16 protein-coding genes are annotated in these 15,104 nt (G+C 45.0%); 7 read left to right on the top strand and 9 right to left on the bottom strand.

Annotated features, from left to right (window positions below; all coding sequences use genetic code 11):
* Positions 1-102: 102 nt before the first annotated feature.
* The 6 genes from J2Z69_RS08780 to J2Z69_RS08755 form a co-directional block, all read right to left on the bottom strand.
* On the bottom strand, positions 103-3,051 hold the full coding sequence (locus tag J2Z69_RS08780) for a DEAD/DEAH box helicase (protein WP_209861214.1): 2,949 nt from the start codon (positions 3,049-3,051) through the stop codon (positions 103-105).
* Entirely contained in the window at positions 3,048-4,691 is a 1,644-nt protein-coding gene (locus J2Z69_RS08775; protein ID WP_209861212.1) for an SWIM zinc finger family protein, read from the bottom strand. Before J2Z69_RS08775 ends, J2Z69_RS08780 begins: the two co-directional genes overlap by 4 nt.
* Positions 4,692-5,000: 309 nt before the next feature.
* The gene (locus J2Z69_RS08770) at positions 5,001-6,140 is read right to left on the bottom strand and encodes a zinc-dependent alcohol dehydrogenase (RefSeq protein WP_209861210.1); all 1,140 of its coding nucleotides are present in this window, start codon (positions 6,138-6,140) and stop codon (positions 5,001-5,003) included.
* Between the two features lie 134 nt (positions 6,141-6,274).
* Complete coding sequence (locus tag J2Z69_RS08765) at positions 6,275-7,423, bottom strand: DHHW family protein (protein WP_245339102.1); 1,149 nt, start codon at positions 7,421-7,423, stop codon at positions 6,275-6,277.
* A 32-nt stretch (positions 7,424-7,455) separates the two neighbouring features.
* Positions 7,456-8,862 (bottom strand): MBOAT family O-acyltransferase, encoded by a 1,407-nt coding sequence (locus J2Z69_RS08760; RefSeq protein ID WP_209861207.1) that lies wholly within the window; start codon positions 8,860-8,862, stop codon positions 7,456-7,458.
* 5 nt (positions 8,863-8,867) lie between these two features.
* Positions 8,868-9,353: a DUF4358 domain-containing protein gene (locus J2Z69_RS08755; RefSeq protein WP_209861205.1), complete on the bottom strand. Its 486-nt coding sequence runs from the start codon at positions 9,351-9,353 to the stop codon at positions 8,868-8,870.
* Between the two features lie 79 nt (positions 9,354-9,432).
* Between J2Z69_RS08755 and J2Z69_RS08750 the strand changes: the two genes are divergently transcribed.
* The 7 genes from J2Z69_RS08750 to J2Z69_RS08720 all read left to right on the top strand — a co-directional run bounded on the left by J2Z69_RS08750 (position 9,433) and on the right by J2Z69_RS08720 (position 13,681).
* A complete protein-coding gene (locus J2Z69_RS08750; protein ID WP_209861203.1) occupies positions 9,433-9,579 on the top strand; it encodes a hypothetical protein in 147 nt (48 codons plus the stop codon).
* Between the two features lie 12 nt (positions 9,580-9,591).
* Complete coding sequence (locus J2Z69_RS08745) at positions 9,592-10,584, top strand: Gfo/Idh/MocA family protein (RefSeq protein WP_209861201.1); 993 nt, start codon at positions 9,592-9,594, stop codon at positions 10,582-10,584.
* A 111-nt stretch (positions 10,585-10,695) separates the two neighbouring features.
* On the top strand, positions 10,696-11,133 hold the full coding sequence (locus J2Z69_RS08740; protein ID WP_209861199.1) for a hypothetical protein: 438 nt from the start codon (positions 10,696-10,698) through the stop codon (positions 11,131-11,133).
* 118 nt (positions 11,134-11,251) lie between these two features.
* A complete protein-coding gene (locus tag J2Z69_RS08735) occupies positions 11,252-11,827 on the top strand; it encodes an SLOG family protein (RefSeq protein WP_209861197.1) in 576 nt (191 codons plus the stop codon).
* 36 nt (positions 11,828-11,863) lie between these two features.
* Entirely contained in the window at positions 11,864-12,889 is a 1,026-nt protein-coding gene (locus J2Z69_RS08730) for a TIR domain-containing protein (protein ID WP_209861195.1), read from the top strand.
* A complete protein-coding gene (locus J2Z69_RS08725) occupies positions 12,886-13,056 on the top strand; it encodes a hypothetical protein (RefSeq protein ID WP_209861193.1) in 171 nt (56 codons plus the stop codon). Before J2Z69_RS08730 ends, J2Z69_RS08725 begins: the two co-directional genes overlap by 4 nt.
* 133 nt (positions 13,057-13,189) lie before the next feature.
* On the top strand, positions 13,190-13,681 hold the full coding sequence (locus J2Z69_RS08720; protein WP_209861191.1) for an LURP-one-related family protein: 492 nt from the start codon (positions 13,190-13,192) through the stop codon (positions 13,679-13,681).
* A 60-nt stretch (positions 13,682-13,741) separates the two neighbouring features.
* Here the strand turns inward: J2Z69_RS08720 and J2Z69_RS08715 are convergent, their stop codons facing one another.
* The 3 genes from J2Z69_RS08715 to J2Z69_RS08705 are packed head-to-tail and all read right to left on the bottom strand — an operon-like array spanning position 13,742 to position 14,808.
* Positions 13,742-14,023, bottom strand: coding sequence for a helix-turn-helix domain-containing protein (locus J2Z69_RS08715; RefSeq protein WP_209861189.1), 282 nt, complete (start codon positions 14,021-14,023; stop codon positions 13,742-13,744).
* Between the two features lie 7 nt (positions 14,024-14,030).
* On the bottom strand, positions 14,031-14,195 hold the full coding sequence (locus J2Z69_RS08710; RefSeq protein WP_342591573.1) for a YvrJ family protein: 165 nt from the start codon (positions 14,193-14,195) through the stop codon (positions 14,031-14,033).
* The gene (locus J2Z69_RS08705) at positions 14,188-14,808 is read right to left on the bottom strand and encodes an RNA polymerase sigma factor (RefSeq protein WP_209861187.1); all 621 of its coding nucleotides are present in this window, start codon (positions 14,806-14,808) and stop codon (positions 14,188-14,190) included. The genes J2Z69_RS08710 and J2Z69_RS08705 overlap by 8 nt, the downstream gene beginning before the upstream one ends.
* Positions 14,809-15,104: the final 296 nt, after the last annotated feature.

The following is a 15,104-nucleotide window of genomic DNA, read 5'->3' as shown; positions in this document are numbered from 1 at the left end:
CACAACAAAGTCTACTCATCCAAAAGATGAGTAGACTTTTTGTAGTACGTATACTGTATCTATCATTAAAAGCATCATCGATTCTGTGGCTTGGAACACTAATTATCCCGTCCAATCCTTGCGCATCATGAACAAGTCTTGAAGCTCCTCGGTAGAAAGCTCCGTAATCCAGCCTTCCGTGCTCGATATGACATTATCGCTAAGTTGCTGTTTGTTTTCCAGCATTTCATCAATACGTTCTTCCAAGGTACCGAGTGATATGAATTTGTGTACCTGCACATCTTTGGTCTGTCCCATCCGGTAGGCTCGGTCTGTAGCTTGGTTCTCTACGGCGGGATTCCACCAGCGGTCGAAGTGAAAGACGTGATTCGCTGCCGTAAGATTAAGACCAACTCCACCCGCTTTAATCGAGAGAATGAAGATGGAAGGCTGCTCGGATGCGTGGAGGGTCTGCGATTGAAATTGCTCAATCATGCGATCCCTTGCTGTCTTGGATGAACTACCATTCAGATAGAGTACGGGTTCTTGCAGCTCATGCTGGAGCACTTGCTGGAGCATCTCTCCCATACCAATATATTGGGTGAAGATCAGGCATCGTTCTCCCTCATCACGTAGTTCTCGGACCATCGCCAGTAAGCGTTCAAGCTTAGCGGAACGGGGAATTAGGGATTCTGTATCTAACTCGCCGGTATTCCTATTCTGCGGCATTGATTCCTTCGTTAAAAGGACCGGATGATCACATAGTTGCTTGAGACGCGTGAGCGCGGATAAAATAGCCCCTTTTCGCTCGATGCCTTCAAGCTCCTGCATCCGCTTCATCAATTCATTCACCGTCTGATCATAGAGCGCCCCTTGTTCCGCCGTGAGGTGAATGTAGGTTTTCATCTCGTTTTTATCTGGAAGATCCAGTTGAATGGCGGGATCTTTCTTTTTACGCCGCAGCATGAAAGGCTTGACAAGACGCTGTAAATCTTGTGTTCGCTGTTCGTTATGTTCTTTCTCGATGGCGGTAATGAAGCGATGATTAAATCCTCTCGAAGTTCCTAAATAACCCGGATTCATAAAGTCATAAAGCGACCAAAGCTCAGATAACCGATTCTCAATCGGCGTACCCGTCATAGCAATGCGATGTTTCGCAGGGAAGCTGCGCACGGCTGCAGATTGTTTGGTCTGGGCATTTTTTATATTTTGAGCTTCATCTAGACAGATCGATTCCCACGTATAGCTTTGCAGGAGTTCCTGATCCAGTGTCGCTGTTCCATAGGAAGTGAGAAGGATATCTGCTGATAGAGCTTCTTCCTCAAAGCGATTCCCTGTCCGTCTTGACCCACCATAATGGAGCATGACCCGCAAAGAGGGAGCAAATCGCTGTAATTCCTTCTGCCAATTGCCAAGGACCGACGTCGGGCAGATGAGAAGCGAAGGAAAGTGGGTATTTTGTTCCTGCGTGCTCTCCTTCACATGCAGCAAATACGTAATGAACTGCACAGTTTTACCAAGTCCCATATCATCTGCAAGGCAGGCCCCGAGACCAAATCTGCGTAGGAAAGCGAGCCAAGTAAAGCCATCACGCTGATAGGGACGAAGGTCCGCCTGAAGAGCAGTAGGAACGGGGAGGGCAGGCCAAGCGGCCTGCTGCTGAAGCTGAGCCATGATCTCATTCAGATGATCGTTCAGTTCCACTTCCAGTTGTATGCGTGTCTGCTCCTCTTCCGCTTGTTCTAAAGATACATTAGAGGAAGAATCCTCTGCTCCAAGCAGATGGAGCTGTAAAATATCTTGGAACGACAAACCTTCTGCCGGATCGATGCCCTCCATGATCTGGCGAATTTGAGCAAGTAGAGCGGGATCTAGGGTAATCCACTGTCCTCTAAATCGCACCAGCCGTTCATTACGGGCAAGCAAGGCATGGAACTCTTCTTCGGTGAGATCAGTATCCCCAATGGCAATTCGCCAATCGAAGTTCACTAGAGAGTGTAACCCGAATAATGATTCATTGCCTTTAGTTGCCCCATCTTCTGCTGAGCGTACTTTGGCCCGAAGTCTAGTCTTCTTCCGCGAAGCGGTCTCCCACCAAGCTGGCAAAAGAACCTGCCAACCCGCTTCAAGCAGGCGCTGACTGTCCGTGGTTAGAAACTGCCAAGCAGCGGCATCGGATAGAGGGGAACTTAGTATATCTTTTGCTTCTTTTGGTTCGGGTTGACTTGGCAGTATAGTAAGGAGATGCTCAGACCAGCCTCCCGCCCGTTCATGGATAGAAGAGGCCCATTCCTCAGGCCATACTCCAGATACTTGTCCGTCTGTGCTAAGTCTTACGTGAATAAGCTGTGCTGAATCCTGCTTATCTTGTAACATAAGCTGCAGCCGCCAATCGGCTACCTCTTCATCTGGTTCAAGAAGTTGTAACAAGGGGCGAAATGGGGATATATCCGCTTTCCAGCCCATCGTAATGAGCCAAGATTTCTCATTATATCCATGGAACTTCTTGCGGTCTGTAGCGAAGAGGATAGGAAACTCTCGACGCAGATCCGCGGTCGTCTCCTCTGATGAATAGTACGTAGCCTCCACGTTAGCAGAGAAGGCAGCTTCAAGTCCCTCATTTAAGGCGAGGTTCTGCATCCGTTGCTGATTTACGGATTGCTCCTGTGGATCTATTGCATCCTTGTCCCAAGTCCACATCCGCTTCCCTTCTTGAAAGGCCATAAAGCTAGGGATATATTTCTTCTCCTGTACATAAGAGGATAGAAGTGGGGCCAGTTCTCGTAGTTCCGATGCCCCTTCTCCAAAGTTCCAGTTCACATGGCTAAGTAACGGGACTTCTGCGAAGAAAGGAATTACCTGATCCGCAGGCAGCATAATTAGATCCACGCCCGATATGCGCTGAATATCGAGATCCGTTCCATAGAAGGAGGCCTCATGCCACGCAAAGACAAGTTGTTTGAGATAAGCTCCAGGGACATAATCTTGATCGGCCATGAATCCATAGATTAATGCATCTCCGAAGGCGGTTAGTGTTAGCTGTATCGTAATTGTTTCTGGAAATGTACTCATGAGATCAACTTCCCTTTCCGAAGCTCCTCTTGCAAGGCGCGTAAACGACTATGGCGGCGTACGAACGCATCAAGGAACTGCTCCCAGCGCTCTTCCCGCTTCATTTTTTTGTATAGTTTGGCTAGCCTTTTAAGTAGCTTCACGGCAGATTTATAGCTACTTCGGTTCTTAAGTATAATGTACCGCTCTACCGCTTGATGGTAGAAGGGGAGAAGCAATTCAGGTGCATTCTTTTCAATTGGTTGGAGTACACTCACACGAAAATGAAGAGGCTCCTGCCCAGTCGTGAGTTGATAGTCGATCCACTCCTGCCAGCGTTCATGGGCTAGTAAAGTATCCTCATAGATTTTCCTCGACTGAGGTAGCATTTGAACAAGCATATTCCACATGTGCGGCTCGGCTTCCGGATGATGGTCTAGCTCAGTCTGCCAGTACGACATATACTCGGTCATATGATCACTACGATGGCTGTTAAGATCTGGTCCAACGTGAAGAAGCCAATCTTTCAGTCGATCCCAATTCTGCTCGTTCTGCAGTATTTCAAGATACCTTAACATCATTGCAGGAGCTACTAGCTTAGCAGCTCGCAGCCAATGCTTGGCTTGGTCATCTTGGGCCAAGTAGAAGTACATTCGGCTCTGGGCAATAGCCCACGGCTTGCGGGCTAGAGCGGGGCCTATCTCTTCTTCAGCTGATTGCAATTGCACAAGTTCATCCAGAATAATCTGATCATCTGTCCTAGATGGACGGATCCAATTCATCCAGAGCAGGTCATAGATTTCTGAAAAGTAACTAATATTGGGCGGTTCCGTCAGCATGTATTGCCGAAGGATGTTCAGCGTCTCAGACACGCTTTGCCAACTATCATCAGAATCGGCAAGTTCAGGGTCTCTAGTGAATAGCTGACGCATTGATTTCTGCAGGTCTTCGGCGGCAATTTGGGTGTAATACCCCATATGGTAATTCGAAGGCGGTGTCAGACCACTTGACTGCGGCTTAATTAAAGTACGAAGGACATACAACTGAACATGAAGTTCGAACCATAGGGACAGCGCTGGAGTAAGAACGGGCTGTAAAGCATAGAGGGAGCTGAGTATATTCTGGACATAATGCGTATTTTGACTGTTTACTCCGTTAAGTGTGACCAAGCGAGCAAATAGATCATGCCATGCTGAAATAGGGAGTGTAGATAATTGCAAGGCATCTTGCTGAATCTGGGCTAAAGCCTTTTCCTTCTGCTCGAATGTCTGAAGTCCAGCGCGAGGTCTCCCAGCCTCAGGCGGAGTTTTAGACGGTGTTTTGAAATCAACATGGGAACTAGCATTGACAATGGCATGTACAGATCTTCCCTGCTGATCGGCATACTCTAGCAGCACCGCAACCATATGCTTGCAGTGAGAAGGGACCGGACATTGACAATGGCTAGAACTAAAGGATTCTAAGTTGAATGTCACATGATAATCTTCCGTACCTTGAACCATGGCTTCGATGTGATGGGCATCAGGTGTCGTGAGTTGATGAACACGGTGTTGCCTGAAATACTGGAACCCTCGTTTCAGCGTAAGATCACTGAATTGTTCACCAATCTGCTGAGTGAGCTGCTGCCATGCTATATCATCTAAATTGTAGGTATTATTCATAGGTTACTCGTCTCCTGAGCGTGTATCGTCTTACTTGTAAGGCTTTCTTATATCATATCAGTTCTTGGGTAAAAACAAGCATAAACAGCAAAAAGCGCAGAGTTCAAGGGCGGGCCCTGACCTTCGCGCAGAGAATCATTCATCGTAAATTTCTCGTCCTAGCCGAATTAAGCTAATGTTACTGAACTGAACTATATCGAACCGAACTAAACCAAACTAAATAGAATCGAACTAAACCGAACCGAATGTTGACGCTAGAGCATCTTCTAGTTAAAACTTACATAGATACTGTCATTCTTCTCTAACATCCTAAGGTTTAAGCACAACTTTAATGCAGTCATCTTCATGTTCATAGAACACCTTATAAGCATCACTCGCTTGATCGAGCGGAACGTTGTGGGTGATGATCTCGGTAGGATCAATATCCCCCTTTGTGATCATCTCGAATATTTTAGGCATGTAGTGAATGACAGGAGCCTGACCCATTTTGAGGGTGATGTTGCGTTCGAACATGGAGCCGAGTGGGAACATATTGTACATGGAGCCGTATACACCTGTGAGCTGAATGGAGCCGAATTTACGGACTGAATGTATAGCGATATCGAGTGCACTCAGCGTACCGCCCTGAAGTTTGAGCTTCTGACCGATGGCTTCCAGTGGATTCTTCTTCCCATCCATCCCTACACAGTCAATGACGACATCACTACCGCCTTTCGTAATCTCTTTAATCAGCTGCCCCATATCTTCATGTTCTTCAAAATTATATGTCTCTACGTTGTTCATCCGCCGTGCTTTATCGAGACGATAAGGAACGCGGTCCACCGCAATGACGCGGCTTGCCCCCTTCATCCAAGCGAACTTCTGTGCCATGAGACCCACCGGACCGCAGCCTAGAATCATAACAATATCCCCTGGCTTCATTCCCGAATGTTCTACGCTCCAATATGCCGTAGGCAGTACATCAGACATGAAGAGTAGGGCTTCATCTTCAAGCTCACAAGATTCAGGAACCTTAAATGGAACAAAATTCCCAAAAGGAACACGCAGAAGCTCCGCTTGACCACCAAGGTAGTCCCCATAGCGATCCGTGAACCCGAAGTAACCGCCAGTATCAATCTTCTCATTCCGGTTAGAGTTATCACACTGGCTTTCCATCTCATTCTCGCAGTAGAAACAGTGCCCACAGGCAATGTTGAAAGGGAGGACAACACGGTCTCCTTTTTTCACTCGGGTCACGTCTTTCCCTACTTCTTCTACAATGCCCATCGGCTCATGACCAATCACATAATCTTTCTCCGCCGGAATGGCACCCTGATAAATATGTAAATCCGAACCGCAAATTGCAGTGGATGTAATGCGTACGATAATATCATCTTGTTTTTCAAGGCGTGGATCAGCAACTTGCTTCACTTCGATATGTTTAATTCCTTGATAAGTGACTGCCTTCATATGGGGAGAGACCTCCTATAGCGATAATTGGATAAATAAACTATGCCCGGAGGTTCTCGATATTAGTCTATATGGAGGGGGAAATTTAAAAATGGAGGAAAAAATAATAAAATAAGATGTTTTTCCTTTTATATTCATAGCTTCAAAAGAGCAGGATTATCTACAAACGTAGCTGTGTTGAACACAAACAACACTTCGGTGATCTGATTTTTTGTCATATACTCCGAGATATTTCCGTTATAATAACGGCTGTCAATCACATGGATTTCTGGTATGTGAGCAGTTAGGAAAGGTAGAAAGCTATGGGCATATGAATCTTTAATGACTAGTATCTTCTGAATCTTCGTCTGATTCTTAGGAAGCTGTGTATGAATGACAGACAGGCCATGCACCCCCCCAAGGAAATAGGAGTACTTGTCTTTTCGCTGTAAAAAGGATGGATCATAAAGACCTATCGTCTGATTGGTATCTGCCACATATTGTGTCGAAGATCTTCCTGACTTCGGATCATACATTTGAATTGTATCTGGAGTGAGACCACCATATTGACTACGTGTCTGATAGCTCCCTAGGAATGCATCGCTTACCGTATGCACGTTATAATCAATTAACGATTCAGGGGTCCACTGCATATGACGAGCATAGTTCTGATAGGCAAGGAATGCGCCATAGGTTGTCCAGTGATGATCTGTACGGTAATAAAGGGGCTGCGTTGAATCCTTCGGTAAAAAATCAAATCCATTAAGATAAGTAAGCCGCTGTCCGAGCTTAGTACCCACGAATTGATTCACGTAAGCTTCAGAACCATAAGGAGCGAACTTTGGCAGACGTTCTGGATAGAGCCCAATGGAATTCGGTGCAAGCAGAAGCGTCATATGAGATTCAGGATGACGCTGGACAAAACGACCGATCGCCTCCGTATATTGGGCAAGATCAGCATCACTGGGTTGGTTGAATTTTTCGAACAAGTACCCGTCTTTGCCTTTATATATTCCGTTGTTCTCCTGTTGAAGCCTGGCTTGTTCCATTTCTGATTTCACTTGTACCCATCCTGTACGCCATGGGAAGTGATCTGTAATGTAGGCCTCGGTATCTTCTGAAAATTGCTTGGAGATCAGGTGATCCCAAGTGAATTTGGGCGCTTGTTGCAGTCTGCGATTCTCAGTCTCGGAGAAGGAGGTTTTGGGTAATACCCAAAATAGGCCAGACATCCCAAAGATGGCGCAAAGAAAGCCGGATACTAACATCTTTTGTGGAGTGATTTTCAGAGATGTAAATTTCATAGAAAAGGTCCTTTCTCTCATCAATGAACAGGTTAGAATCGGAAATATAGGAATGGATTAAAGGTAGCATCCACCAGATACGCTGAACTTAGGAAGAACAAAACCCCAAGTACAGGGAGCTGGACATAGGGATGATTCATCCATCTGAGGTAGATCCTCGAATTCTCCCAAGGGATAGAAGCGAGTGTAGTGATAATCAGCAATAGGATATTGGTGTATAGCAGGTATAAGGTAGTGTTGTCCCACACAGCATGATGCTCATGTTGACCACCCATGCCTAGCATCGCACTAAGATAACCGGTCATTGTAGTCCACTGCTCGAATGCGAAGAACACCCAGCCTACAAGAATCAGGATTAACGCATACCCATGAGCAATCCATGCAGGGAGTCTGTTCAATAATCGTAAGAGTCCAAGCTTTTCAAGTGACAAGATCACCCCGAAATAAAAACCCCACAAGAGGAAGTTCCAGCTCGCTCCATGCCATAGTCCCGTCAGCACCCAGACAATCATTATATTCCGCAGCTGAATAGGTAGACCCCGCCGATTCCCACCTAAGGGGATGTACAGGTAATCCCGGAACCAGCTGCTAAGCGAGATATGCCATCGCCTCCAAAAATCAGTAATGCTTCGCGCCGCATAAGGTCGATTGAAGTTCTCATTGAAATGAAAGCCGAACATGAGCCCGAGTCCAATCGCCATATCCGAATATCCGCTGAAATCGAAATAGATTTGAAAAGCGAACGCAATGATGCCTAACCACGCCATCAGGATGGACATGTTGCTTGTATCTGTCTGAGAGATGCCATGCCATAAAAGCCCAATATTATTGGCGAGTAGCACTTTTTTGGCAAGTCCAATGATAAATCGGCGTACCCCCTCAGCAAATGTATCTATATCTACAGTTCGGTGCTTAATTTGATCGGCGACCACTGAATATTGGACGATTGGCCCGGCCACAAGCTGAGGAAATAGAGCCACGAAGGTGGCAAAATCCAGCCAATTCCGCTGTGCTTTGGCCGTCCCGCGGTAGATATCAACAATGTAAGACATCGATTGAAAGGTATAGAAAGAGATCCCAATAGGTAAAGGGAGGTCGGTAAGGGGGATTTGGGTTCCGAGCACTTGATTTATAGTATGGATGAGGAAATCTGCATATTTGAAATAGGAGAGTAGCGCTAGATTGACGAGAATCGAGCCTGCTATAATCCATTTACGCTGATATCTAGTCAGCTTCGGCCGGCTAAGCAGCAGACCGAAGCTATAATCCATGAGTGTCGAGAACAACATAATCACAATATAGACGGGTTCGCCCCATGCATAGAAGACTAAGCTTGTCCCTAGAAGAATGAGGTTTTTAAGCCTCCCTGGGGCTACATAATACAGCAGTAGCACAACAGGAAGGAAGAGGAACAGAAACAGCAGGCTGCTGAATACCATCGGATTTATTTACCGGTAAAGAAGCCTTGGAAAATACCAACGAGCGTATCTGCCTTATCGGAAATAACATAGAAAACGTAATTACCTTCGGTAACGATTTTATAATTCTTGGCATTCTCATATTGATCAGGCAAATAGTGCTCAAATTGTTTTTGTACATCGGTGGCACGTTGCTTGAGTGATGCTTGTACGGTAGCCAAGTCTTTGGCGTCTTTGACTTTCAGAATCGCAATTTCATTGGTCTTCACATTCATTAAAGGCATACGAATTGTAGATTGATCCAGCAGTGCAGGGTCTAGATGAAATTGACTCTTTATCAGATCCGGTTCTACCTCCATGAGCTGTGGTTGTTCCACTTTTTTTAGCATTTGGTCAGCCATTTGTGTCGTGGTAAGTCCAGGATCTTTAGCCTTTTCTGTTTTACTGCCGCATGCACTAAGCACAAGGACAAGCGTGAATACCAATAGTAATGCTGCATAATTCTTTTTCATACGATGACCTCCTAAGATGTTATGTTCTGTGTAATTTCCTGTCTTCTGACGGTACCGCATCCAAAAAGGTTGCATGAACATGACCCAAATTGAGTTGTTAGATAATGCCATTGGTATTTCCTTTAAAATATGGTGCTATACACTTACGGAATCTTCCAGCCGAATGGTGGACAAAGCACAGGGAAGAATGAGAAAATACATAGTAATGGAGCAGGCGGACAAATAGGAGGCCAAACGAATGATACGTTTCGGTATAGTGGGCACGAACTGGATTACAGAACGTTTTGTGCAGGGGGCCGTGGAGACGGACCAATTTATACTAAGTGCGATCTATTCCCGGACCGAGGAGAAAGGGAAAGCTTTTGCAGCTAAATATAACAGTGCCCCTCAAGTGTTCACAGATCTTGAAGCGATGGTTAGTGGAGACTTAGTGGATGCTGTCTACATTGCCAGCCCGAATTCTTATCATGCGGAGCAAGCTATGCTGTGCATGAAGCACGGTAAGCATGTATTATGCGAGAAGCCCATGGCTACGAATACGCGGGAGTTAGATCAGATGATACAGACCGCTAAGGCGCATGACGTTGTTTTAATGGAAGCGCTCAAATCTACGCTGATGCCAAATTTTTGCGTGATTCGAGACAATTTGTATAAGCTTGATCGAGTTCGCCGTTATTTTGCGAGTTATGGACAATATTCCTCAAGATACGATGCATTCAAACAAGGCACCGTGCTCAATGCATTTAATCCTGCATTCTCCAATGGTTCACTTATGGATTTGGGCATCTACTGCATCTACCCTTTAGTGGCGTTGTTCGGAGAACCGCTGACGGTGCAAGCCTCGGGCGTTATGCTCCCTTCGGGTGTAGATGGAGAGGGCAGCGTACTCATGAAGTATGAAGAGATGGAAGCTGTAATTATGCATTCTAAGATTAGTGATTCCTATCTACAGGCAGAGATACAGGGCGAGAATGGAACGATGGTCATTGATAAAATTAATCAGCCTTATGATGTCAAAATTCATTATCGAGATGGTACAATTGAGAATCTTACGCGCCCACAGATGCATGAATCGATGTACTACGAAGCGAAAGAATTCATCCAACTTATCCAGAGTGGACAACATGAGAGCGCAATTAATTCGCTAGCGACTTCGCGAAGCGTGTCGAATATAATGGAACAGGCCAGACAGCAAATAGGACTACGGTATAACACCGATAACTGGAACTAGTTCAAAAATAATTGGAAAATGTAGAAATTTGTATTTTAATCAGCTCTCAATAGGGATAATATGGGACTATATATACAGTTTCATAATTGCATGGCCTGAGGGGGCTGGGGTATGGTAACAAACCGTAAAGTATGGACATCGAACTTTATGCTATGTATTGCGATTATGGGTGGGGCTGCAGCATGGGTGATCATAGGAATGATTAGTAAATCCGAGATTGGCATGATGTCTATATTTGTCGGATGGATTATAGGGATCAGTGTTCGCCGAGGAGCCGTGGGGCGGACCAATGGCCTACATCCTGTTCTCGCTGGATTCGCAAGTACGCTGTCTATCTTAATAGGAAAATATTTCTTATTCGCCTATTTCATCAATGGGAACCTGCAAGGAGCTACAGGGAGTTTCACTTTGTCGATTTTTTTGGATCACATTCGTGACTTTTTTGGCTGGGTGGATATTTTGTATTATATGATTGCCATTGGAATCTCCGTGGTTATGACTGCCCCAAGGACTCCCCGGAAGGACCGACACATCAGTCATCACCATTAGAGCTGCAACATAGAACTAAGGACGATCCGAGTTCATTATGAACCTAGGGTGGTCTTTTTTATTATGAATGGACACAGTAAAAGAATGGGCAAAGGACATGAATAGGGGGCTATCTGACTTGAAAAATGTACTGGTTACCGGTTATCGCGCGCATGAATTAGGTATTCATAGCCTCAAGCATGCAGGAATTCCTTATATACGTAAGGCTATAACAGGCAAGCTAATTCCTCTCTTGGAAGAGGGGTTAGAATGGGTCATTACTCCCGGACAGTTCGGAGTAGATCTCTGGGCCATTGAGGCTGCACTTGAACTGAAGAAGGATTATCCTCAGCTTAAATGCTCCATTCTAACGGCCTATCGGGATCCAGAAGAGAAATGGAAAGAAGATAAGAAAGCGTATTACACCCAGCTTAAGAACCAGTTGGATTATTACGGAGCCGTAAGTAATCAACCCTATGATGGCGTATGGCAATTAACTGCAAGAGATGAGATGTTACTTCGTAAGACAGAGGGGATCATCCTTGTCTATGATGAGGATGTAGGGGAGGCGAGCCCTAAATTCATGAAAAAACGTGTCCTCAAAAAACAACAAGAAGACGGATACCCATGCATGATTATTACTTCGGAGGATATCCAGTCCATTGCAGATCAGGATGAAGGGGACCCCGTATTTATGAACGATATCGAATCATGAGATTGTCCTATGGTATACTTAAAATAAAGTTATATTATGGTAAATATGGGGGATGTCATGACGAAGCCGACGGTATTCATCGGTTCCTCCCGTGAGGCTATACCAATCGTCAATGCGGTGCAAGAAGAACTTCAGCATGATGCCGTAGTGACACCTTGGCATAGGGGAGTATTTCAAGCTGGTCGATATACTATGGAAGATTTGGAACAGCAGGTATACGGGAGTGATTTTGCTGTATTTGTATTTCATGTAGATGATGTCACAAGGCTCCGTGGGAAATTATATTATACAACAAGGGATAATACTGTATTTGAGATGGGTCTATTCTGGAGCAGACTTGGAAGAGAACGTGTATTCTTCATTATTCCTGCAGACATTCAGGAAGCATCCGAGCATCAGGAGACCGTGGAGGGATTTCGCACGCCAACGGATCTGCTAGGATTAACGACCCTAACGTATCAGATGTATCCTAACAATTGGAACGCCGCGGTAGGTGTAGCCTGCGGGAAGATCAGCGGGGTTATGCAGGAACTTGGTCCAAAGGATACAGATGTCAAGGAAAAGCTCCTTCACTGGGAAGAGGAACGAGAATCCTTCATTCGCATCATTGGTTTTTTTGAAGAGCTGAACCGTAAGACCCTGTTCGATACCCATCGATATAATAGCTTGTGCCGGGCCTTGCGATTATCTTTTGTAGCGTCCCCCTATATGATTAGTGGTTCTGCATTATTCCTAGCGAATCATGATCAAATTACCCAAGTGGGCAGTGATGGCATTGGAGATGTGGGGCGACAGTACCCAATGCATGGGAACCATGCAGCGCAAGACATCATTCATGTGGTAGATGTTCACCTCAGCGGAAATGTATCTTTCAGTCAACATAAGCGTAAGTCCATTGTGAAGGAATATATCTTATGTTATCCTCTAGCTAAAGATTATGTATTTACCATCCATCTCAAAGGTACGATGCAAGTGACGGAGGAACTTTTCGATTCCATATGTAAGGTGAATAAGACGTTGCTTGACTCCATTCATGACCTGTTAGGAGGGGACTCGACTTGAAACCCAAATCAAGACGCTTGTTCAGAAAGTACCGACTAAAGCGGCCGTTACTACTACCTGAGCCGTTGAAGCTCGCCCTTGCATCTGATACGAATGGAGATGAAGAGGCATATACCGTGCTTTTTGAGCGCAAGGCAGAGTACGACAAGCCAGTCTACCGCATATAATAAGTGATCTTATCCGGGCACTCCTCCTGTAGAGGGTGCCTTTTTTGATTTTTTTTTAGAAAGTGACTGCAAATAGAACTAGGATTAGGGTAATGATGAAGAGAAGCCAAAGTCGGTTAGAGGGGGCGAAGCTATGGAACTGTATTTTAGAGATAATTTCTTTAACGCAGGAAGAACCGAGATTATGAATGAAGCGGGACAACCAGCAGGGAGTGTAGATTTGAGAAGTACATTTGGTTCTGCACTTGATATCTACGACTATACAGGCTCCATAGTATGTTCAGGTAAACTTCGCTTTATGGCTAATCGTTGGGATCTCACTGCGCCTAGTGGGAGTCCCTTGGGAACGGTAAGAGAACGACTAAGTTTTTTGTCCAAACGGTATGAGTATGATGCAGGCGAAGGTCGGGGGGTCTACGAGATTACCTGCCCTCTATTTTCTAAAGAATATTCTATCGTCTCTATGACCGGTGACGTTGTAGCAAGGTTCATTCAGACGAGCAGGTGGTTGGAATCAGGAGCGTATTGTCTACAGAATGGATCACAGTTATTAGATGAATATGTTCTAGTTGGCGTAGTGATGGGTGTGCACACGATGCAGAAGAATACTCAAGGATCTTTTTAATTTAAAAAAGAGAACAGCCTCGATCCGGTGAGTCACCGAAGAGAGGCTTTTGTGATTTCACTATATATTATTATGTTTGAGATTTTGATCAAAAGGAAGGGAATCTTTTTCAACAGACTGCATGAACTCTGAGAAATTAGGCACACGATGAATGTCATAGGCTAAAATTTTCTCGGTTAGCTTCTCATGAATACTCTGTTCCAAATCTTCTTGGTCAGATCTTCGAACGGAACGGCTATGCTTCTTAATCAGCGGTGAGAACTGATGCAGAATTTTGTACAACGCCTCTTTGTCTCCCTGCTGTGCTAGCTTCATCCAATGAAGCAACATATGATCTGTCATTCGCTGTTTACCCCTTTGCTTTTTTGTGAAAATCCGCATCGAGTTCTTGAATGGAATGGTCCAGCGCACTGAGTTTCTTTTCAAATCGGAAGAACAGATATCCTATGACAACAATCGGGAATCCCACATTATTAATCGCCTGCATCAGGAATTTGAACAAGGTTTCATCCACTTTGCTTCACTCCTTTAGATAGGATGGAAGAACGAAGTTTATCGAGCGCTTTTTGTCTGGATTTGAACACGGCCTGTGGGCTAACATGCATGGTCTGAGCGATTTCGGTATCTCGATAACACTGTACATAAGACATTAATACAATCTGACGCTGCTTGGCGGTCAAAGACCGGAACGAGCCGTACAGTTGTTCATCTTCTATATGGTCGGCGAAAGCGGAATGATCCATGAAATACATATCGGAGGAGGGGAGGTATTGAAAAAGCAGGGCATCGGCCGAATTTCGCGAATCTTCATCGGAAGAGGAGTGATCCATAATCAAAGGATTGCGATCTATCACTTTTTGAGTGGAGCGGATAAAGGAAACGGTAGAATAATGAATCACAGAAGCTAGATAGCTAACTAAGCGAAGCTGTAATACATGCTGGCGGAAGGAATGTTCAATGCGGGCTTGGCTCGGCAGATGGCCATGCATGGCACGGACAAGCCAAATGACGTGGGTTACATGGCTGAAGAAGGATTGAATGATGGGATTGCGAAAAGCGATTTCATGCTGGGATACATACTGGAGGAACATGGTGGTTTCTTCGCGAGTTAATGTCCTATTTTCCATAAAGTCTGACCCCCTTTGATATAAGCTCCTTGTAATAGGATATTTCAATAGGTGCAGAAAAGTATCTTTATTGTTTCATAGTTGGGATTTATTTACAATCCATTTCAGAGAAGGGAAGGGTGCGTCCAAGGACCTGTTTTTGATGTCTGAACTGTATCTTTTCATTTAGAAAAAGAATCAGCTCCTCCCGCTGAGGATTTAAGCTTCTGTATAGAGGAAAGCTTATACTATTAAAGTGTCACAACGCCTCAAAAAAACAACCCTATTCCATCATCAGCTGCCCTTTAACCATGAAT

Origin of the sequence: Paenibacillus shirakamiensis (assembly GCF_017874255.1) — a bacterium.
Classification (GTDB): domain Bacteria; phylum Bacillota; class Bacilli; order Paenibacillales; family Paenibacillaceae; genus Fontibacillus; species Fontibacillus shirakamiensis.
Note: the sequence above shows the minus strand (reverse complement) of the source record. Positions and strands in the feature narration are given on the sequence as shown.